Raw genomic sequence first — 18108 nt, forward strand, 5'->3', positions numbered from 1 at the left:
AGCGCCGATATCCAACGACATCAGCGCGCCAGTGCACCTAATATTTCAATTTTTATAGGTGCGTGTCCACTTTTTGTGTGCGCTATTGGTCTAATGCAGCGTTCAGAGCCTGGAGGGAGTCGGTTAGAAGGGCGAGGCAGGTGTCCACCGCGACGCTTTGCGTGCGGTGACGATAGATGCATAGATCCATACGGGCAGGCTCCAGCTCGTTGGGCCCTAGCGGTACGCTGACGAGTTCACCGCGCTGGCACTCGCGGGCCACCGTCATGGGCGGCAGAATCAGCACGCCCGCCCCGTTCAGCGCCAGCGCTTTCTGGGTTTCAAGCGACGCGGTATCGAACGATGGCAAGAGCTGAATGCCCGCCCGGTGGGCGCTGCGCTCGAAGGCCTGGCGGGCACCGAACGTCTCGCCGGGCAAAATGATGCGGTGTCCGGCCAGCGCCTGGAGCGACACTTCACGAGCGCTTGCCAAAGGGTGATCCGCCGCCATGACGGCGTGATGCTCGAGCCGCGTGCTTTCCAGAACGAGGATATCGTCGTGGCGCGGCGTGAAAAACGAAAGTCCGATATCCGCGGTACCCAGACGAAGCTGCTCGACGACCTGCCCGGCGCTGGTAATAGCGATATCGAAACGTAGCCCCGGGTAGCGCCGCCCCATGTCGGCAAGGGTAGGCGCCAATAGCCCGGCCACCACGCCTTCGGCGACAACCAGGCGAACACGCCCGGTACGCCGGCCCTGCAAATCGGCGATATGCTCCTGAACGCGCTCCATATCGCGAAGGGTATGCCGGGCCTGGGCGGCGAGCAGCTCGCCTGCCTCGGTCAGCTGGATGCCGCCAGGGCCGCGCTCTAAAAGGGGCGCACCCAGTTCCTGCTCCAGCATGTCGATCTGGCGGCTGATAGCCGTCGGCGCGATATTGAGCCGGGCCGCCGCCTGACGCAGCGAGCGGCATCGCGCCACGGTATCGAAATAGTGCAACGCGCGGCCGCTGATCATGACGTTTCCTCGCTGTTTTCAACGTTTAACTGGCGCGCCATGATCGTTACCCTCTCCCCGGCGTAGGTGATTTGCTCGATCTCCTGCCATCCCAGACGTTGGTAAAGTGCCTGTTGATCCGGCGTATAGAGATAGAAGCGCTCGACGCCGCTTTCGCGCGCTTCCTGTTCCACGCGTTGAACCAACCGGGAGGCAATCCCCTGCCCCCGCCACTCGGGTAACACGAACACCGAGGCAAGCCAGGGCGTAAGCTCGGGCCGGTTTGCGATATCCTCGGCAATCAGGCTGGCCGTGCCTACCGCCACGCCCTCGACAAGTGCCACGAACAGCGACGGTACACCCCGCTCGCCGCACTCCAGGCGCGTCTCGATCAACGCCTCGGCAAACGTACGCTCCGGATGCAGTTGCTGCCCCCAGGTGTCAAACGTCCACCGGGCGACGATGGGCACATGGGCGCTATCGGCGAACAGCCGCTCGATCGAGATATCCTGCATGGGTCGTCCTGGTTGCCTCGGGGGAAGTCGTTTGTGAAAAGTCGCTTGTGGAAGACACGTTCCCGGCTCACGTATTCTGCCGAACGAACTCGAAGATTTGCGGGTGCCGCTCGCAGTAAAAGAGGTAAACAAGTCCCACCGCTCCCCAGTCAAGGTTCGCCTCCTCCTCGGAGTCGATCTGCACCAGGAACGTCATGGGGGCTTGGCAGTGCGGGCAGTCTGGCACGTGTTCGCCCTGCAGGTAGTGCGGGTAGCCGCCTTGCCAGCTCTTCAGCTCATCGAGACAGCCCGCCCGCGTCGTGGCATCAAACAGCGCCTGCCAAGGGCTTTCCGGGTCGAGCTCGCCGCAAAGCGCTTCGGCCTGTGGTGAGTGGGTATCGACCCCCTCCCAGTCCGGCAGTACCCGCGCCGAGTGCGTGGTGATCCGACACGGCGTGGTCGCGTCATTATCGGCACAGGGGCGCTCGAGGAGGATCTGCCTGTCGCTTGCGGGCGCCTGGAACCACTGCGCGTGCCAGAGCCCGCGGTCGCGCGGGTCGTCCCCGAAGGGCAGGCAGTAAAAGCAGTAATAGAAGACGAACAGAGCGTCCGCCGACGCATCACGCATCTGCAGGATGAACGAAAGCGGCTGCTCGCAGAGACCACACGTCGGCCACTCGGTGCCCGTCTCGGCGTAGGGCACGCCGCCGAACTTGCTCGCAAGCGTAGGCCCCGCCATGGCCGGGTCGGCTTGGGGCGTCAGTACCTGTACGTCCCTGATCAGCGGGGCGAGCAGAGCGTCGAGACGTTCTTGCATGGGCGGCTCCTGATATCGATTGGACGACTCTAACCTAAAACCCGCCAGGCGATAAGCGACTCGGTCCGAGCGGCCGGGACTTGCTCCCTTGAAACGCAAAAAGCCGGGCAGTCGCCCGGCTTCACACTCTTGCATCAACAAGCGGTGCGTTGGCGCTCGCTTAGAACATGGTGTTTTCGTTGGCGGACTCTTCCGGCACGATCTGGATGACGTCCCAATGCTCGACGATCATGCCGTCTTCCACGCGGAAGATATCGACCACGGCTTCGCCCGGGTCGTCCTCGCCGTTGGTGGAGTGTACGTGCAGCCAGACCAGATCACCGTCGGTGGCGCTGCGGGTGATATCCGCGTGGGAATCCGGGTTCTCTTCGAAGAAGTCCGAGAAGTAGGAGACGAAGGGCTCCTTGCCATCCGGCACGCCGGGGTTGTGCTGGATGTAGTCATCGGCCACGACCTCGGCCGCCTCGTCGGTTTTGTGGTCGTTGAAGAAGCGCTCGTAGAACTCGACGACCAGCTCACGGTTGGCCTCCTCGGCTTCCAGGTCGCGCTCACCGGTTTGGGCAAACGCCGCACCGCTTAACAGGGAAGTCGATAGCAACAACGCCGCGGCGGGTAACACGCTTTTCTTGAGTAACATGATGATGTCCTTTTTTATCAGTAGCCAACGGTGAAGCGTTGACGAATATGCTCGGGTTTTTCCAGCTCGTCGGCCAGCGCGATGGCGTAGTCTTCAAACGAGATGCGGCTGTTGCCATCTTTGTCGACCAGCAGTTCGTCCTTGCCCAGGCGGAAGCGGCCGGTGCGCTCGCCGGGTTCGAATTCTGCCGAGGGCGACAGGAAGGTCCATTCAAGATCTCCCGCTTGCTGGAGTTTTTCGAGAAACACCGAACCGTTGGAGGCTTCCGGCTTGTAGTCATCCGGGAAGTCGGGCTGGTCGATCACGCGCTGGCTGGGCCCCACCAGCAGGCTGCCGGCGCCGCCCACCACCAGGTAACGCTTGACGCCGGAATCCTCGACCGCGCCGATCAGCTTGTCTGGATCGCTGGTGGAAAACGGCACCGCGCTGACCACCGCATCATGGTTTTTCAAGACCTCGGCAAGCCCGACTTGATCAGCCGCATCGCCTTTCACTGCTTTGACACCGGCCAAAGGGCTGATTTTCTCGGGCTGCCGGGCGATCGCCGTGACCTGATGGCCACGCTCGACGAGTTCTTTCAGGATGCGGGAACCGGCGTTACCGGATGCGCCAACAAGGGCTACCTGTGCCATTTGAAACCTCCACTCGCGTGTTCGATGGTTTTATCAGCATACCAGGTCTATAAAAAAGACCGTAAAGCGATCATAATCCATCGCCTGATCAAGGCACAAGAAGTCACTTTTTACTGACCAGGTCATTGCGAGCAGACCATGGAGCCACTCACCATGCCCGATACGAACACCTCCCCCACCGGCTACGTCTTCGCCGAGCCCTGCCCCATTCGCGATGTGCTGGACCGTATCGGCGATCAGTGGAGTTTGCTGGTACTCGAAGCGTTACAGGAGCGCACGCTGCGGTTCAACGAACTGGGCCGTGAAATCGACGACATTTCCAAACAGATGCTTTCCAAGACGCTCAAGCACCTGGAGCACGACGGGTTTATCGAGCGCACCGTCTACGCTGAAGTGCCGCCGCGGGTGGAGTACCAGCTTGCCCCGCTGGGCCGTTCGTTTCTGGCGCCCATGAACCAGCTCATCGAGTGGGCCGACACCCATCACCAGATGATCTGTGAAGCCCGCGAGCATTACCGGCAGCAGTGAGTGCCTGCCTCGATGAAGTGGCCCAGAAAAAGCGCGTGACAAGCGTCACTGCCTAATGATCGCGCGCCGGCTTCACCATCTCGATGTGCATGATGCCGTCCTCGTCAAAGGGCGCCCCGATCGGCACAAAGCCGAACGATTCGTAAAAGGCGGTCAAATAGACCTGGGCGCCAATGCGAATCCCCTGGCCTGGAAACGTCTGCTCGGTAAAGCGAATCGCCTCCGCCATCAGCGCGCGGCCGTATTCGCGCCCGCGATACGCCATCACGGTCATCACCCGGCCAATCGAAGGCTCGGCGAATTTATCGCCCGGGCCAACCAGACGCACGTAGGCGGCAAGCTCTCCCTCGACGGTGGCGCGCAGATGCCACGCCAGCGGGTCCAACGCGTCGACTTCCTGATAGGCGCAGGCTTGCTCGACCACGAACACTGCCTCGCGGGCGCGGGCGATGGTGTAGAAGTCATGGGTGCTGAGCGCGTCGAACCGCGCCCAGTGAAAATCCAGAGGCATAAGGGGCTACTCTTTTTTTAAAAGTCACGAAGTGAACGCAACCGATTATACCCACAACGCGACAGAACGTTCGGCGGCGACGCCGAGCCGTCAACCCAACCGCCAGCGAAGCGGCGCCGTCTCGTGAAGCATTCCTTCCTCATCCCAGTCGGCCCAGCCGGCAAACGGAATCAAACGCTCGCCCCCAAGGCCTGGCAAGCGCTCGGCCCAGCGCTGCTTGGAGGTGTTTAGATGCTCGCGCAGCGCCTCTGCTTTCTGATACTCGATACCGCCGCCCTGCACGCCGTAGCTCACCTGGGGGGCCAGGACGTCGAACCCCACGTAGTAAAGCGAGGAGTGCATGGGCCATAGCCAGGCGGCCATGTTGCCCGCGCGTCCAAACGGCTGAAACGCTTTTTCAGGAGAGCCAGCGGTCACGCAAAGCAGCGCACGTTTACCGCTGAAATAGCCGTGGTCATAGCGCATACGGCTCGAGTAGCGCCCACCATAGACGAAGACACGATCGAGCCAGCCTTTCAGGATGGCGGGCTCTGCATGCCACCATAGCGGGAACTGGAAGATCACCAGATCCGCCCACTCGAGCCTTGCAAGTTCGCGCTGGATATCCGCAGGCAGCGCTTTTTCATGGTAGTGGTGGCGCTGCTCATCGAGCGGGGCAAAGCAGCCTTTGTCGGCACGGTGGGCGTAGTGTTCCGCGCGTTCCACCGGGTCGAACTGCTCAGCATACAGGTCGTCTACCTCCACCTTGTGGCCGGCGCTTTGCAACTGGCAAACGGCGATGTCGGTAAGCGCGCCGTTGAACGAGTGGCGTTCGGGATGCGCCAGGAGGATCAATACATTCATGGGAAAACCGTCCTATCACTGTTCGCTGTGACTGAGTCGATTGACAGGTTACGCTGTTCATATTTGCACCTAAATTCCCCAAAAATGAGAACCAGGCTTGCATGAATGAACAGCAACTGAAGTGGGACGATCTGCAGGTGGTCCTGGCGATTGCAAAAACGGGCTCGCTCTCGGGCGCCGGCCGGCACTTGCGCATCAGTCACGCCACCGTGTTTCGCAGGCTCAATGCCCTTGAAAAGCGCCTGGGGGTCACCTTGTTTGAACGCCATCGCCACGGTTATACCCCGACTCTTGCGGGAGAAGAGCTGGCGGCGAGTGCTGAACGGGTGCAACAAGAGATTCATAGCGCCGAGCGTCGTATCATCGGGCAGGATCTGAAGCTCTCGGGTAGCCTTCGCGTCACCACCACTGACACGCTGTTCGCTGGCTTGCTGAGCCCTGTGTTCGCCACCTTTCGCCAGCAATATCCGGCCATCGCCCTGGAAGTGGTCATTTCCAATCAGTTGCACAGCTTATCGCGCAGAGAGGCGGATATCGCCATTCGGCCCACTCGCCAGCCATCCGAGACCCTCGTGGGCCGACATATCGGCGATATCACCCTGGCCGTTTATGGGCAGAAGCAGCGCTGGTACGCAATGCCCACGCCCGTTGATCCCGTCTCCCTGCTTATCGAGAGCTGGATAGGGCCGGACGTTCGCATGGGGGACGCCGCCCTTGAAAAGTGGATGATGGAGAAAAACGCGAACTATCGAGTGGACAGCATGCTGGGGATGCAGCTGGCGGCCCGCCACGGCGCGGGCATCACCGTGCTGCCCTGCTACCTGGGTGATGCAGATGAAATGCTGTTGAGACTAAGCCCGCCGATTGAAGCGCTGACGACACCGCTCTGGCTATTGACTCATCCGGATCTGCGCCATGTGGCCCGAGTGCGCGCGTTCATGACCGCTATCAACGAGGGCGTGTCCGGCCAGCTCCAGAACCAGTAAAAACCACCTTTTCAGGCAGAGTAAAACCTTGTCCAGACTGCCAGCAGAACGAGGGCAAACAACAGCCAGACCAGCGTGGCAGCAGTTAACGTCCACACCAGATTCAGGCGGTAGCTGAAGTAGTAGATGGCGAGCAGATACGCCGCGTAGGGAATCAGCGAGCAGAGGCCGAACAGCGCGGTGGTACGCAAATCTTCCATGCTTCGCTCGGAGCCCACGATGTAGTGAGCAATCAAGGCAAAGGTCGGAAAAAGCGGCACCAGTCCCGCAATGAAGAAACCTCTGGTCTTGGAGAGCAGCGCGATCGCTAACACCGCCAGCGCCCCGAGCAGGCATTTTAGAAATAGCGCCATTACCGTTTTTTACTCCTGAATATCGTTAAGTCTACTGCTCATTCAAGCCCCGCCAGCAAACGTTTGAGCAGATCGTCCAACTGCGAGCGTTGCTCATCGCTCAGGCCACTAACCAGCCTGGCCTGGGTCGCCGTGTGGGCGGCAACGGCCTCGTCGATCAGTGCAAAGCCCCTGTCGGAAAGCGAAATCAGAAATCCGCGGCCATCGGCGGGATTCTTGACCCGCTCGACCAACCCGGCTTTTTCCAGCTGCTGGAGCCGATGTGTCATGGTGCCCGAGGTCACCATGGTCGATGCCATCAGGTGGCTTGGCGACAGCGCGTAGGGCAGTCCTTCCCGGCGAAGCGTCGCCAGTACATCGAAGGACGACTCATTCAAGCCGTATTGCGCCCAGGTCTTCTCCATGGCGCGCATGAGCACATGATTCAACCGCTTGAGACGGCCAAGCGTACCCATCGGCGCCACATTCAGGTCCGGGCGCTGCCGCTGCCACTGGGTGAGTATTCTATCGACATGATCCATGACGGCCATGCTCTTGCGTTTTAATCTTGACGTCAAGCTAAAAACCCTGATACCTTGATGTCGAGGTAAATCAGCGAGGGAACTCATGCAATACACACAGACACCGCGCGAAGACTCTTTTCCAAAGGGCCGACGATTCAGCGCGCTTTTCTATCTGCTGGCCGGCGGCGCCCTGCTGGGTCTTTCGACGAATCTGGCCAAACTGGCCGGCGAGATGGCGGTTTCGATGCTGGCCTTTCTGTTCTGGTCGCTGTGTGGCGCCGCGCTCATTCTGCTGGCGATGGCCGCGGCGCGGGGCCGGCTGCCGCCGGCCAACGCGCGTACGCTCGAGTACTACGTTGTATCGGCACTGCTGGGGGTTGCAGGCTCCAACCTGCTGTTCTTTTCGGCCGTCGCGCACATTGGCGCCGGCTTTGTCGCGCTGGTCATCACCCTGCCACCGCTTCTGACGTATCTCGGCGCGCTGATGTTGAAGATGGAGCATTTCCAGGTCATGCGCGGCGTTGGCGTGGCCTCGGCGCTGGCGGGTGCGATGACGCTGGCCGCACACAAGATGGCCGCCCCGGATGCCGACGTGCGCTGGATTCTGCTGACCCTGCTGGGCCCGGTACTGCTTGCCATCGGCAATCTTTACCGCACCCTGCGCTGGCCAGAAGGCGTTTCCGGCGAGGCACTGGCGCCGGGCATGCTGGTCGCCGCCGTCGTATTGTTACTGGGTGTGAGCCTGATGCCGGGCCTTTCGCTTGGCCTGCCAGGCAGCCAGCCCGAAACGTTGCTGCTGATCGGCGTTCAGGCCATCGTCTTTGCGGGCCAGTTTCTGCTGCTCTTCATGCTGCAGAAAACCGGTGGCCCGGTACTGTTGAGCCTCTTGGGGTCGGTGGGGGCGCTGTTCGGCGTGCCGGTGGCCATCTTCATTCAGGGCGAAAGCGTCCCTGAAGGACTGTTGCCGGGAGCACTGTTCATTGCCACCGGTATTGCGCTTCTCAATATGGATAAAGTGAAGCGGCCTACCCGCAATCAGCCTGACCAATAGCAATTGTGCTGCGGGCTAGACAATACGCCGTTCCATATAATGGGTATTACCTTCTGTTTCAAGAACGTGAAAGCCCATGCGTTCATAAAGTGCAATAGCGGGATTGATGCAGAACACCCGCAGGCGCAGGGTATCAACATCCGCCTGACGCGCCCTGTCGATGGTATAGCGAATGGCCGCAGCCCCGAAGCCCTGACGCTGCCAAGCAGGCTCGATCTGCAGCTCACGAATGTAGCAGGCCCGCGTATCGTGATCGAGACACAAAAGCCCCACCGGGCAGGCGTCGATGGACAACTGACAAGCCTCGAAAGTACGCCACTCGCGCTCGAACAAGGCGCTATCCCAGCACAACCCCAACTGCTCGTAGTAGCCGGACATGTTCCGGCGAATCAGCCCCTCGGCAAAGGCCCTGTCGCTGGTTGGTTGAATGAGTGGCGTCATGATGAGGCCTCTTCCTTGATCCGCTATACTGGTAGTTAGCACAGCCAGTGGTGAAAGGTGGTTTATGAACAATGTCTCCATGGAAACAAAACGCCGTTATCAGGCAAAGGTAAGGCGCTCCAACTATCAGGCGAGTATGGCGTTGGAAGGAATTGCCGTCGACCCTTTAGCAACTAAAGCTAAAAAAGCCGATGTGTTGGCGAAATATACAAAGCAAAAAGCTCGCTGATGGATAAATACGGTACCGGGCAGGATCCTTATTGCTATACCGGTACGGGCGTTCTGCGCAATAAGCTTGAGATTTTCGATGCTGTCGAGCTTGAAGAGGCGGAACGCGAGCTGTCGCTTATCAATGCTGACAGCATCGACCTTTCACCGCCCCCCTACGATTTTTCGTACCTGAAATATCTCCACTACCAGCTGTTCAATGACCTCTATAGCTGGGCGGGCGAGGTACGTACCATTGATATAGCCAAAGACGATACGCGGTTTTGCAATGTCAACCGCATTGCTCCCGAGGCGGAAAAGCTTTTCGCGACACTGGCCGAACAGAACTACCTTATAGAACTTGGCAGAGCCGATCTCATAGCAGCCTGCGCTGAGCTGTATGGCGATCTAAATGTCGTGCATCCCTTTCGTGAAGGAAACGGCCGTGCTCAACGCCTGTTTTTCGAGCACCTGATCATCAATTGTGGCTATCACCTTTCGTGGCATCCCCTTGGGCGCGATGAGTGGATAGAGGCGAATATCGCTGGCTATTACTGCGACTATCGACCTCTATCATCCATCTTTGAACGCTGTATCGGCTTACCTCTTTCTGAGTGATCATCTATCCCAATTGAAACGGGTAAACCGAGCCGATCCTCAAAAGCTGGGTAAGCTCATCCAATGCGGTGAGCGACTCGTTGGCAAGCTGCGGGTCGGCGAGATCATTCGGTGCAAGGCGGTCGCGGTAGTGGCGGTTGACCCAGGCGGTGAGATCTTCGTACAGCGCAGTATCAAGCAGTACGCGGCCTGAGAGTGCAGCGCGCTCGGCCTCTGTCAGCACCACGCGCAGACGCAGGCAGGCAGGGCCGCCGCCGTTGCGCATGCTCTGTTTCACGTCCTTGACCATGACCTCGCTGATCGGGTTGTTGCCCGCCAGCAGATAATCCTGAACCGTGCGCCATACCGCTTCGTTCTCCTGACACTCGCCGGGCACTACCAGCGTCATGCTGCCATCCGGGTTGGAAAGCAGCTGGGAGTTGAACAGATACGAGGCGACGGCATCTTCAAGACTGACCGCCTCCACCGGCACCCGCACCGGAATCAAGGGCGTGGTCATCTTGGCGCGCAGCTCATCGAGCGTGGCCTGTTCATCCAGAAAGGCCATTTCGTGATAGAGCAGCACAGAGCCGTTACCCACGGCGATCACATCGTTATGGAACACACCGGCGTCGATGGCATCTGGATGCTGCTGGGCGAACACGGTTTGCGCATCAATGAGCCCATGCTGGCGGGCCACCGCCTGGCTTGCCTCCAGCGTCTGGCGGGCCGGGTAACGCTTGGGCTCATGCTGGCCGCCAAATGTCTTGCGGCCATACACGAACAGATGCACACCCGGCTCACCGTGTTCGCCGCATAATCTCGTGTGGTTGGCCGCGCCCTCGTCGGAAAATGCGGGTGTGGCCGGCAGCGCCGGGTGGTGGGCGAAGTGCTGCTCGTTGTGAAAAATGGCCTGAAGTACACGACCGGTAGTTTGTGGTTCGAGAAAGCGGTGAAAGCTCGACTGCAGGTTGGCCGGGGTGAAGTGAACACGGCCATCCGGGGCATCCAGGCTGGGGGTTACCGTACCGGCATTGGCGGTCCACATGCTGGACGCCGAGCACACGGCGCGCAGCAGCTGCGGTGCCTTGCGCGCAGCACTGGCAAGCACCTCACTATTGCTGCCGCTAAAGCCCAGATCGCGCAGCGCGCCGATATCCGGGCGCTGCTGGGGCGGCAGAACGCCCTGGGCGTAGCCCGCTTCCATCAGGGATTTCATTTTCGAAAGCCCTTGAAGCGCGCCCTCCTTAGGATTGGCAGCCAGTCCCTCGTGACGCTGTGATGCCAGATTGCCGGCGGCCAACCCGGCGTAGTTGTGCGTCGGGCCGACCAGACCGTCGAAATTGACTTCCCGAAGGCCACCCAGCTGAGTATTCACAGGCTGACTCCCGGCGGCAGGGTTTCGGGCATCTCCAGGGTGTCGGCTTCCATGGAGGCGACCGGATAGGCGCAGTAATCCGCCGCGTAATAGGCGCTTGGGCGGTGGTTACCGCTATCGCCCACGCCGCCGAAGGGGGCATCCCCCGAGGCGCCGGTGGTCTGACGGTTCCAGTTGACGATCCCCGCGCGGATACGCAGCAAAAAGTCGTCCCAGTCGGCCTGCTCACCGCCGATCAATCCGGCGGAGAGACCAAACCGGGTGTCATTGGCGAGTGTAATTGCCTCGTCCCAGTCGCTATAGCGATGGATCTTCAAAAGCGGGCCGAAGTGCTCCTCGTCGGGTACTTCAAGGCCGGTGACATCAATCAGCGCCGGGCTCAACAGGCTGGTGTTCTCCTGCACGCGCTGCATCCGATTGATCACCGTGGCGCCCATGGCTTCCAGATCATCCTGGGCTTTCAGCAGGCCGTCCGCTGCGGCCAAGCTGGTAAGGCCCGAGTAAAACGGCGCAGGATCTTCCTCGAACTGGCCCGCCACGTGCAGCTTGGCGATGGCCTCGCTCAACGCCTCGATCAGCCGGTCCCCCGCCTCACCCTTGGGCACCATCAGGCGTCGGGCACAGGTGCAGCGCTGGCCACCGGAGAGAAACGCCGATTGCAGAATGGTCAGTATGGCTGCGCGCTGATCACTGACATCCTTGACCACCAGCGGGTTGTTGCCGCCCAATTCAAGTGCCAGAATCTTGTCCAGCTGGCCGGCAAACTGCTGTTGCAGCATGCCGCCCACCTTGGCACTGCCGGTAAACAGCAGGCCGTCGATACCGGGGTTTGCAGAAAGTGCCTGCCCCACCGACACACCCCCCTGCACAAGATTGATGACGCCCGCGGGCAGGCCAGCTTCCAGCCAGCACTGCAGGGTCAGATCCGCGGTAAGCGGCGTCTGGTCGCTGGGCTTGAAGACCACACAGTTGCCCGCGAGCAGCGCCGGCACCATGTGTCCGTTGGGCAGGTGGCCAGGGAAGTTGTAGGGGCCAAACACCGCCATCACGCCGTGCGGGCGGTGGCGCAGCACGGCGCGGGCGCTGCCTACGTCCTTTTCCCGTTCGCCGGTGCGCTCGAAGTACGCCTTGATCGAGAGCGCCACCTTGCCCACCATGGCGCCCACTTCGGTGCGCGCTTCCCAAAGCGGCTTGCCGGTTTCCGAGGCAATGGCCTGGGCAAGCGTCTCGCTGCGTGCTTTAAGCACCTCGGCAAAGCGTTCCACCAGGGCCTGTCGTTCGCTGAAGGGCGTTCTTGCCCAGCCGGGAAAAGCCGTGCGTGCCGCGGCAACCGCTGCTTCAACCTGGTCATCGCTTGCACCGGCGCCTTGCCAAAGTAAATGGCCGGATATGGGGTCTTGCTTGGCAAACGACGCGGCAGCGCCATCCACCCAGGCGCCGTTGACAAGCTGCTGCTGTTGGGCGTGCATCATGCCCTCCTAACGGTTTCAGGTTTCCAGAAGGCGCAGGGAATCGCCGGTGGCAACGTCCAGCCGCTCGGCCTCTGCACTGCTTAAAACGATGGTATCGCCATGAGGCGCACGACCCACCCAGGCGGCGGTAAACGACGCCAGATCCGTGGTCGCCGCCAGCCAGCGACTGACGCTTTCGTCCGGCGCATCGACCGCGACTTCAACGCGGTAGAGCGCGGAGTTGCGCACGGCGCGCACGTCATCGATATAGGCTTCTACCGTGGGGCCGCCATCGAAGATGTCGATATAGCCTTCCCAGCGCAGCCCCTCTTTCTTGAGCATCTCGAGCGCTGGGCGGGTATGACGATGCACCTGCCCGATACACGCTCGGGCCTCTTCGGCCATGAAGGTAGTGTAGATGGGAAAGCGTGGCATCAGCTCGCCGATAAAGCTCTTCTGCCCCAAGCCCGTGAGCCGGTCCGCCTCACTGAAATCCATGGGAAAGAAGTGCTTGCCCAGACTTTCCCAGAACGGGCTCTTGTTGTTCTCATCGAACACGCCGCGCATTTCCGCGAGCACTTTTTCAGGGAAGCGGTCGCGAAACTGGGCAATGAACAGCCAGCGCGCCTTGGAAAGCAGCGCGCCGTTGCGCAGGTGCCGGTTCTCCTCGCCGCGGTACTCCGGGCGCAAGAACAGCGAGCACACTTCCGCATCACCGGTATGGTCCGAACTCAGAAACAGCGTATCGATGGTGCGGTGCAGGTCCAGCTGAACAGAAGAGTGCGCCAACCGGCCCAGCCGGTAGTTGTAGAAAGGCACTTCGTGGCCCACCTGGCCTTCAATGGCGCAACAGCCGGCCAGTTCGCCGCTTTGCTCGTCTTCAAGCACGAAGAAGTAAAGCCGCTGGTTGACCGGGGTGCGCTCTTCAAAGGCGCGAGCGGAAGCCTCGATCTTGCCGGCCAGGAACTCGCGGTTACTGGGCAGCGAGGTAAAGCCTACCCCCGCCTGCTGCGCAAGCGCCAGCAGCCCATCCACGTCAGCACGGGCAATGGGACGAATGCGCATCATATTTCTCCTTCATCAAAGCCGTCCACCGCCGCGGGCAGCGTAAGCGGCGCGGCAAACACGGCGCGGCCCTCTTCAACGCCCAGGCGCTCGGCATCGGCCTCCGAGAGCATCAACTGCCCGGTGGTGGAAAGCGCGTAGCGGGCCACGATGCAGCGAAAACCTTCCAGCGCCTGGTTGGCGATCAACGCGGGCTCGGCATCGGGCAGGCTCTCTTCCGGGCGCAGGCGCACCGGGTGCCAGGCTGCCCGACAGAAGGTCGCCAGGCGTTCGCGCTCGGCCTTCACGATCGGGCCCGCGTCGAAAATATCCACGTGGCGCGAGCGTATAAAGCCTTCGGCCAGCATCTCCTGAAGCGCCTCTTCATGGGCCGGATGTTCACGACCAATGGCCGCCCGCGCCTGGGGCGTCAGCAGCGGCAGATAAAGCGGGAACTGCGGCATGACCTCGGCAATGAAGCTTTTGGAGCGCACGCCAGCGATGTGGTTGATATCGTGAAAGCTGCGAGCGAAGAAATGGCGCCCCACGCTCTCCCAGAACGGCGACTCGTTCTGAGCATCCAGATAACCGGGAAACGCCACGGCCAGGATGCGCGAAAAGCGCTCGGGATACTGGGCGATGAACATCAGCCGGGCACGGCGCAGCAGACTTTCGGCACTGGTCCCCTTGTAGCGCGGGTTCAGCGAGTAGGCGCACAGCAGCGTGGCGTCCGACACCTCGTGCGACAGCGCCAAGGTCTGCACTTCGCGGCGTACGTTGAGCTGCTGCGAGGCGTGAATCAGGGTTTCCTGGCGATAGGTATAGTAAGCCTCCTGAGCGCCCGCCTGGGCACGAATGGTGGCCGTTCCCAGCACTTCATCGCCACGGGCTTCATCCACGAGAACGAAGGTGTAGTGCTCGTTGCCAGGAAACTCGATATCACCGTTGAACGCCGCCTGGGAGCGCGCGATGCGCTCCTCCAAGCGTTCACGGTTGGCGGGCAGGTTGGTGAGCCTGGGGGTGGCGTGTTCGGCCAGGTTCACCAACGCGTCGATGTCCGCCATCTTGACCGGGCGAATTACCAGCATGGGGGCTGCTCCCTCTCTCGACAGGGCCGTTGACAGGCTCATGCGCTGGCAACAAGCCGCTCGATTGCGCGCTCCAGGCGCGCCATGCCCTCGGCGATATCGGCCTCAGGAATCACCAGCGAAGGCGCCATACGCAGCACGTTGGGCCCGGCAATCAGCGCCATCAGCCCTTCTTCGATAGCCAACGGCAGAATATCCTTGGCGCGGCCTTCAAAGGCGTCCGACATCTGGGCGCCGATCAAAAGCCCCATGCCGCGTATTTCCTTGAATACGCCGTGCTTGCGGTTGATGGTTTCCAGGTGCTCACGGAACAGGTCGTGGCGTTTTTTCACCCCTTCCAGCACTTCAGGCGTGTCGATGAACTCGATGGCCGCCAGAGCGATTGCCGACCCCAGGGCGTTGCCGCCGTAGGTCGAGCCGTGGGTACCAAAGGCAAGCGATTTCGCTACCTTGTCGGTTGTCAGCATGGCGCCTACCGGGAAGCCGCCGCCCAGCGATTTGGCACTGGTAAGAATATCCGGGGTGATCGCATAATTCTTGTAGGCGTAAAGCTCGCCGGTGCGCCCGGCGCCGGTCTGAACTTCATCAAAGATCAGCAGCGCGTTGTGCTTGTCGCACAGCTCGCGCAGGCCCTTGAGAAACTCAGGCGCTGCCGGAATGATACCGCCCTCTCCCTGCATGGGTTCGACCATGATCGCGCAGGTATCATCGCCGACCAGCTGGCGCACGCTTTCCAGATCATTGAAGGTTGCATGCAGAATGCCGCCGGGCACCGGGCCAAACCCCTGGGAGTACTTGGGCTGGCCACCCACGCTTACGGTAAACAGCGTGCGGCCATGGAAGGACTGGCTGAAGGAGACGATCTTGTCCTTCTGTTCGCCGTAATGATCCACCGCATAGCGGCGGGCAAGCTTCAGGGCTGCTTCGTTGGCTTCACCACCCGAAGAGCACAGGTACACCTTGTCGGCGAAGGTGCGCTCGACCAGCGTCCTGGCAAGCTTGAGCGCCGGCTCGTTGGTATAGATGTTGGAGAGGTGCCAGAGCTTTTCGCCCTGCTCCTTGAGCGCATTGACCAGCACCGGGTGGCAGTGGCCAAGCGAATTCACCGCAATGCCGCCGGCAAAATCGATGTACTCACGCCCCTGCTGATCCCACAGGCGACTGCCCTCGCCGCGCACCGGAATGATCTGCTGTGGCGCGTAGTTGGGCGTCATGTAGTGGTCGAAATCCTGCCGGGTCGGGGTCGTGCTCATGATCGATATCTCCAGTCGAGTCAGTCAATAGAGGCAGTATACGGGGCAAATGCCGCTGCCCGCTTTCAGCAATGTGACGGTAAGTTATGAAAAGCGGCACGTATTTCACGTTTATTTATAAATGGTTGCCAACGGTACGCGAAATAGACGCCGGACCTGCGCATTGGAATGTCTTCAGCTCAGGCGCTCTTCTCGCGGGGTCAGGCCAAAATGGTTGCGGTAGGCAGTCGAGAAGTGTGCCCCCGAGGAGAACCCTGTTGCCAGGGCGATATCACCCACCGCCCGGTCGCTCTCGCGCAGCTGTTGACGGGCCTTTTGCAGGCGCAGATTGAGGTAGTAGCGGCTGGGCACCGCCTGCAGGTATTTCTTGAACAGCCGCTCTAGCTGGCGGCGGGAAATCCCCAGGTGCTCGGAAAGCTCCAGCGTGGAAAGCGGCTCTTCAATGTTGGCTTCCATCAACATGACGGCGTCGACTAGGCTTTGCGGCGCATGGCCCAGACGATGGCGCAGCGGTACGTGCTGGGGCTCATCGGCCGGGCGGATGCGCTCGCACATGAAATGCTCGGATACCTGCTCCACCAGGTGGCCGCCTTGCTGCTGACGCACCAGGGTCAGCATCATGTCCATGGCCGCCGTACCGCCGGCGCAGGTCATGCGGTTACGGTCAATCTCGAACAACTGCTGCGACAGCGTGACCTGGGGATAGGCTTGGGCAAAGGTTGCAAAGCGCTCCCAGGGCAGAGTGGCCCGGTAGCCATCCAGCAAGCCGGCGCGCGCCAGCACTTCCGCGCCGCCGGCCAGCCCGCCCAATACGGTACGGTTTGACTGCTGGCGTAGCCACTCGACCAGCCTTGCAGGCAGCGCGTACGGTAATGGTGAGGGCGCGCAAACCAGCACTATATCCAGGCCCGGGGGCGAAGCCTCCAGTGCATAGTCGGTATTGCACGTCAACTGAGCGCTGCTTCGTACGGACTGTTCGTCGCTGTTGAGCGTGAACACCTGATACAGCAACTGGCCGCTTAGCTGATTGGCCATGAACAGCGGCTCTACCGCGCAGGCGTGAGAGAGCATGGAAAAGCCGGGCAGCAGCAATACGCCAATACGTTGACGCGTAAACGTGAAGGGGGAAGCAAAGCCGTGCTGCATGCCAGGACGCCATCGATAAATGAAGCTCTATCTTAACCAATCGCGCATCGTTGGACAGCGCCCGTTGACCCTGCCTGCAAAAACGCGTCGCGCTTTTTACTTGCAGACACGGTTTTTAGCGCCGGTTCAGGAACAGTTTCATTGACTGTTTCAAACACAATAAAAAGGGGCAAGACGAAAACGTCTTGCCCCGGCCCTTGGCACTCATCATGCCAAGCAGCGTTTCATGAAGCGCTTACTGCTGATGCGCTTCGGATAGCGTCATGTCGCCGTCCACTTCGGTGTAGTTGTCTTCGTTGTAATCATCAGAAGACTCTTCGATCTGGTCACTACCATAGGTGGTGTCGATCACCAGACGATCGTTATCATACTGCATGTCATTGAGCGGCAGTGCGATGTCGGTGGAACCAAAGCCCCAGATACCGCCAACTGAAATGATGGCATACAGCTCGCCGGAATCATTGTGCTTGGCGATGTGCTGGATATCACCGATCTCTTCGTCGTCCTGATTCACGACCGTGGTGCCTTCCAGATCGCTGACCTGCTGCGACATCAGGGTGTCATTGGCGTCGTTTCGACCATTCTGATCGTTACGATCATTCTGATCATTGCGGGCATTGTCGCTTTGCTCACGATCATCATCGTTCTGGTTGACGTCTACCTGGGCGTCATCGGCCTGCTCGACCTGCACGTCAGGCTGACCATTTTGCTCGACGGTGACGTTGGGCTCGGCGCGCTCGACCGTCACGTCCGGCTCCGGCTGCTCGATGGTGACTTCCGGCTCTGGCTGCTCGATGGTGACTTCCGGCTGATCCTGCTCGACGGTAATATCCGGCGACTCCTGCTCTACCTGTACTTCGGCAGGCTCCTGGTCTACCTGGACATCCATCGTGTCGTCATCGCCCCGCGCCTGGGTGTCGTTAGCGGTGCCTGACTGCTGTGTAGTTGCCTGGGTATCTTGCTGGTGCGTCATGCGGTCAGCATTGTCGGTATCGTTCTGGTTGTTGTCCTGCGCCATCAGGCCACCTGACATACCAGCACAAATCGCACCAATTGCAATAGCGAGTGTTGTCCGTTTCATTACATCTCTCCTTCAGTTGGCTTACTCTTTAAGAGCCTAGTAGACGTAAGCGGCGTAACGCAAAAAATTAGTTCATTCTTTTACGAAAATT

22 protein-coding genes are annotated in these 18108 nt (G+C 60.4%); 5 read left to right on the forward strand and 17 right to left on the reverse strand.

All coding sequences use genetic code 11. The annotated features are described in order from the left end of the window. Positions 1–82: 82 nt before the first annotated feature. From ACWF8S_RS12420 to ACWF8S_RS12440, 5 genes are all read right to left on the reverse strand, one after another. A complete protein-coding gene (locus ACWF8S_RS12420) occupies positions 83–997 on the reverse strand; it encodes a LysR family transcriptional regulator (RefSeq protein ID WP_447553635.1) in 915 nt (304 codons plus the stop codon). Beyond that, positions 994–1491, reverse strand: a complete 498-nt coding sequence (locus ACWF8S_RS12425; protein WP_447553636.1) for a GNAT family N-acetyltransferase — start codon at positions 1489–1491, stop codon at positions 994–996. Before ACWF8S_RS12425 ends, ACWF8S_RS12420 begins: the two co-directional genes overlap by 4 nt. A 67-nt stretch (positions 1492–1558) precedes the next feature. Further along, positions 1559–2287 (reverse strand): DUF1963 domain-containing protein, encoded by a 729-nt coding sequence (locus ACWF8S_RS12430; protein ID WP_447553637.1) that lies wholly within the window; start codon positions 2285–2287, stop codon positions 1559–1561. A 160-nt stretch (positions 2288–2447) separates the two neighbouring features. Continuing rightward, positions 2448–2924: a nuclear transport factor 2 family protein gene (locus ACWF8S_RS12435; RefSeq protein ID WP_447553638.1), complete on the reverse strand. Its 477-nt coding sequence runs from the start codon at positions 2922–2924 to the stop codon at positions 2448–2450. 17 nt (positions 2925–2941) lie between these two features. After that, positions 2942–3556, reverse strand: coding sequence for an NAD(P)-dependent oxidoreductase (locus ACWF8S_RS12440; RefSeq protein WP_447553639.1), 615 nt, complete (start codon positions 3554–3556; stop codon positions 2942–2944). Positions 3557–3709: 153 nt separating this feature from the next. Between ACWF8S_RS12440 and ACWF8S_RS12445 the strand changes: the two genes are divergently transcribed. Next, positions 3710–4084 (forward strand): winged helix-turn-helix transcriptional regulator, encoded by a 375-nt coding sequence (locus ACWF8S_RS12445; RefSeq protein ID WP_447553640.1) that lies wholly within the window; start codon positions 3710–3712, stop codon positions 4082–4084. Positions 4085–4136: 52 nt separating this feature from the next. Here the strand turns inward: ACWF8S_RS12445 and ACWF8S_RS12450 are convergent, their stop codons facing one another. Together ACWF8S_RS12450 and ACWF8S_RS12455 are read right to left on the reverse strand one after the other, a co-directional pair. Continuing rightward, positions 4137–4595: a GNAT family N-acetyltransferase gene (locus ACWF8S_RS12450; RefSeq protein ID WP_447553641.1), complete on the reverse strand. Its 459-nt coding sequence runs from the start codon at positions 4593–4595 to the stop codon at positions 4137–4139. 90 nt (positions 4596–4685) lie between these two features. Continuing rightward, positions 4686–5438, reverse strand: a complete 753-nt coding sequence (locus ACWF8S_RS12455; RefSeq protein WP_447553642.1) for an NAD(P)H-dependent oxidoreductase — start codon at positions 5436–5438, stop codon at positions 4686–4688. A 101-nt stretch (positions 5439–5539) separates the two neighbouring features. Here ACWF8S_RS12455 and ACWF8S_RS12460 point away from each other — a divergent pair, with 101 nt between their 5' ends. After that, positions 5540–6424 (forward strand): LysR family transcriptional regulator, encoded by an 885-nt coding sequence (locus ACWF8S_RS12460; protein ID WP_447553643.1) that lies wholly within the window; start codon positions 5540–5542, stop codon positions 6422–6424. Between the two features lie 11 nt (positions 6425–6435). Here the strand turns inward: ACWF8S_RS12460 and ACWF8S_RS12465 are convergent, their stop codons facing one another. Next, positions 6436–6777, reverse strand: coding sequence for a GlpM family protein (locus ACWF8S_RS12465; RefSeq protein WP_447553644.1), 342 nt, complete (start codon positions 6775–6777; stop codon positions 6436–6438). A 38-nt stretch (positions 6778–6815) separates the two neighbouring features. Next, on the reverse strand, positions 6816–7298 hold the full coding sequence (locus ACWF8S_RS12470; RefSeq protein WP_447553645.1) for a MarR family winged helix-turn-helix transcriptional regulator: 483 nt from the start codon (positions 7296–7298) through the stop codon (positions 6816–6818). 85 nt (positions 7299–7383) lie between these two features. On the opposite strand from ACWF8S_RS12470, the gene ACWF8S_RS12475 reads away from it, so the two are divergent. Continuing rightward, the gene (locus tag ACWF8S_RS12475; protein WP_447553646.1) at positions 7384–8331 is read left to right on the forward strand and encodes a DMT family transporter; all 948 of its coding nucleotides are present in this window, start codon (positions 7384–7386) and stop codon (positions 8329–8331) included. 15 nt (positions 8332–8346) lie between these two features. Here the strand turns inward: ACWF8S_RS12475 and ACWF8S_RS12480 are convergent, their stop codons facing one another. Continuing rightward, positions 8347–8772, reverse strand: coding sequence for a GNAT family N-acetyltransferase (locus ACWF8S_RS12480; protein ID WP_447553647.1), 426 nt, complete (start codon positions 8770–8772; stop codon positions 8347–8349). Positions 8773–8836: 64 nt separating this feature from the next. Between ACWF8S_RS12480 and ACWF8S_RS12485 the strand changes: the two genes are divergently transcribed. Further along, entirely contained in the window at positions 8837–9001 is a 165-nt protein-coding gene (locus ACWF8S_RS12485; RefSeq protein WP_447553648.1) for a YhfG family protein, read from the forward strand. Beyond that, positions 9001–9597: a putative adenosine monophosphate-protein transferase Fic gene (locus ACWF8S_RS12490; RefSeq protein WP_447553649.1), complete on the forward strand. Its 597-nt coding sequence runs from the start codon at positions 9001–9003 to the stop codon at positions 9595–9597. The genes ACWF8S_RS12485 and ACWF8S_RS12490 overlap by 1 nt, the downstream gene beginning before the upstream one ends. Positions 9598–9601: 4 nt before the next feature. Here the strand turns inward: ACWF8S_RS12490 and astB are convergent, their stop codons facing one another. The 7 genes from astB to ACWF8S_RS12525 all read right to left on the reverse strand — a co-directional run bounded on the left by astB (position 9602) and on the right by ACWF8S_RS12525 (position 18017). Continuing rightward, positions 9602–10954, reverse strand: a complete 1353-nt coding sequence (gene astB, locus ACWF8S_RS12495) for an N-succinylarginine dihydrolase (RefSeq protein ID WP_447553650.1) — start codon at positions 10952–10954, stop codon at positions 9602–9604. After that, entirely contained in the window at positions 10951–12423 is a 1473-nt protein-coding gene (astD, locus tag ACWF8S_RS12500; RefSeq protein WP_447553652.1) for a succinylglutamate-semialdehyde dehydrogenase, read from the reverse strand. The genes astB and astD overlap by 4 nt, the downstream gene beginning before the upstream one ends. An 18-nt stretch (positions 12424–12441) precedes the next feature. Next, positions 12442–13470 carry an arginine N-succinyltransferase gene (gene astA, locus ACWF8S_RS12505; protein ID WP_447553653.1) on the reverse strand — a complete coding sequence of 343 codons (1029 nt, stop codon included), beginning with the start codon at positions 13468–13470 and terminating at the stop codon, positions 12442–12444. Further along, entirely contained in the window at positions 13470–14537 is a 1068-nt protein-coding gene (locus tag ACWF8S_RS12510; protein ID WP_447553654.1) for an arginine N-succinyltransferase, read from the reverse strand. Before ACWF8S_RS12510 ends, astA begins: the two co-directional genes overlap by 1 nt. Before the next feature lie 38 nt (positions 14538–14575). Further along, complete coding sequence (locus ACWF8S_RS12515) at positions 14576–15790, reverse strand: aspartate aminotransferase family protein (RefSeq protein ID WP_447553655.1); 1215 nt, start codon at positions 15788–15790, stop codon at positions 14576–14578. A gap of 174 nt (positions 15791–15964) precedes the next feature. Beyond that, positions 15965–16936: a GlxA family transcriptional regulator gene (locus ACWF8S_RS12520; protein WP_447553657.1), complete on the reverse strand. Its 972-nt coding sequence runs from the start codon at positions 16934–16936 to the stop codon at positions 15965–15967. Between the two features lie 235 nt (positions 16937–17171). Further along, on the reverse strand, positions 17172–18017 hold the full coding sequence (locus ACWF8S_RS12525) for a PRC-barrel domain-containing protein (protein WP_447553658.1): 846 nt from the start codon (positions 18015–18017) through the stop codon (positions 17172–17174). Positions 18018–18108: the final 91 nt, after the last annotated feature.

It is taken from the genome of Vreelandella xerophytica (genome assembly GCF_968048975.1).

Excerpts from the sequence above, each read along its gene's own strand:
- ACWF8S_RS12455 (WP_447553642.1), bottom strand. The coding sequence starts at position 5,438 with ATGAATGTATTGATCCTCCTGGCGCATCCCGAACGCCACTCGTTCAAC.
- ACWF8S_RS12525 (WP_447553658.1), bottom strand. The coding sequence starts at position 18,017 with ATGAAACGGACAACACTCGCTATTGCAATTGGTGCGATTTGTGCTGGT.
- ACWF8S_RS12435 (WP_447553638.1), bottom strand. The coding sequence starts at position 2,924 with ATGTTACTCAAGAAAAGCGTGTTACCCGCCGCGGCGTTGTTGCTATCG.
- ACWF8S_RS12425 (WP_447553636.1), bottom strand. The coding sequence starts at position 1,491 with ATGCAGGATATCTCGATCGAGCGGCTGTTCGCCGATAGCGCCCATGTG.
- ACWF8S_RS12450 (WP_447553641.1), bottom strand. The coding sequence starts at position 4,595 with ATGCCTCTGGATTTTCACTGGGCGCGGTTCGACGCGCTCAGCACCCAT.
- ACWF8S_RS12520 (WP_447553657.1), bottom strand. The coding sequence starts at position 16,936 with ATGCAGCACGGCTTTGCTTCCCCCTTCACGTTTACGCGTCAACGTATT.
- ACWF8S_RS12480 (WP_447553647.1), bottom strand. The coding sequence starts at position 8,772 with ATGACGCCACTCATTCAACCAACCAGCGACAGGGCCTTTGCCGAGGGG.
- ACWF8S_RS12420 (WP_447553635.1), bottom strand. The coding sequence starts at position 997 with ATGATCAGCGGCCGCGCGTTGCACTATTTCGATACCGTGGCGCGATGC.
- ACWF8S_RS12510 (WP_447553654.1), bottom strand. The coding sequence starts at position 14,537 with ATGCTGGTAATTCGCCCGGTCAAGATGGCGGACATCGACGCGTTGGTG.
- ACWF8S_RS12485 (WP_447553648.1), top strand. The coding sequence starts at position 8,837 with ATGAACAATGTCTCCATGGAAACAAAACGCCGTTATCAGGCAAAGGTA.
- ACWF8S_RS12460 (WP_447553643.1), top strand. The coding sequence starts at position 5,540 with ATGAATGAACAGCAACTGAAGTGGGACGATCTGCAGGTGGTCCTGGCG.
- ACWF8S_RS12440 (WP_447553639.1), bottom strand. The coding sequence starts at position 3,556 with ATGGCACAGGTAGCCCTTGTTGGCGCATCCGGTAACGCCGGTTCCCGC.
- ACWF8S_RS12445 (WP_447553640.1), top strand. The coding sequence starts at position 3,710 with ATGCCCGATACGAACACCTCCCCCACCGGCTACGTCTTCGCCGAGCCC.
- ACWF8S_RS12475 (WP_447553646.1), top strand. The coding sequence starts at position 7,384 with ATGCAATACACACAGACACCGCGCGAAGACTCTTTTCCAAAGGGCCGA.
- ACWF8S_RS12465 (WP_447553644.1), bottom strand. The coding sequence starts at position 6,777 with ATGGCGCTATTTCTAAAATGCCTGCTCGGGGCGCTGGCGGTGTTAGCG.
- ACWF8S_RS12515 (WP_447553655.1), bottom strand. The coding sequence starts at position 15,790 with ATGAGCACGACCCCGACCCGGCAGGATTTCGACCACTACATGACGCCC.
- ACWF8S_RS12430 (WP_447553637.1), bottom strand. The coding sequence starts at position 2,287 with ATGCAAGAACGTCTCGACGCTCTGCTCGCCCCGCTGATCAGGGACGTA.
- ACWF8S_RS12470 (WP_447553645.1), bottom strand. The coding sequence starts at position 7,298 with ATGGATCATGTCGATAGAATACTCACCCAGTGGCAGCGGCAGCGCCCG.
- ACWF8S_RS12490 (WP_447553649.1), top strand. The coding sequence starts at position 9,001 with ATGGATAAATACGGTACCGGGCAGGATCCTTATTGCTATACCGGTACG.
- astD (WP_447553652.1), bottom strand. The coding sequence starts at position 12,423 with ATGCACGCCCAACAGCAGCAGCTTGTCAACGGCGCCTGGGTGGATGGC.
- astA (WP_447553653.1), bottom strand. The coding sequence starts at position 13,470 with ATGCGCATTCGTCCCATTGCCCGTGCTGACGTGGATGGGCTGCTGGCG.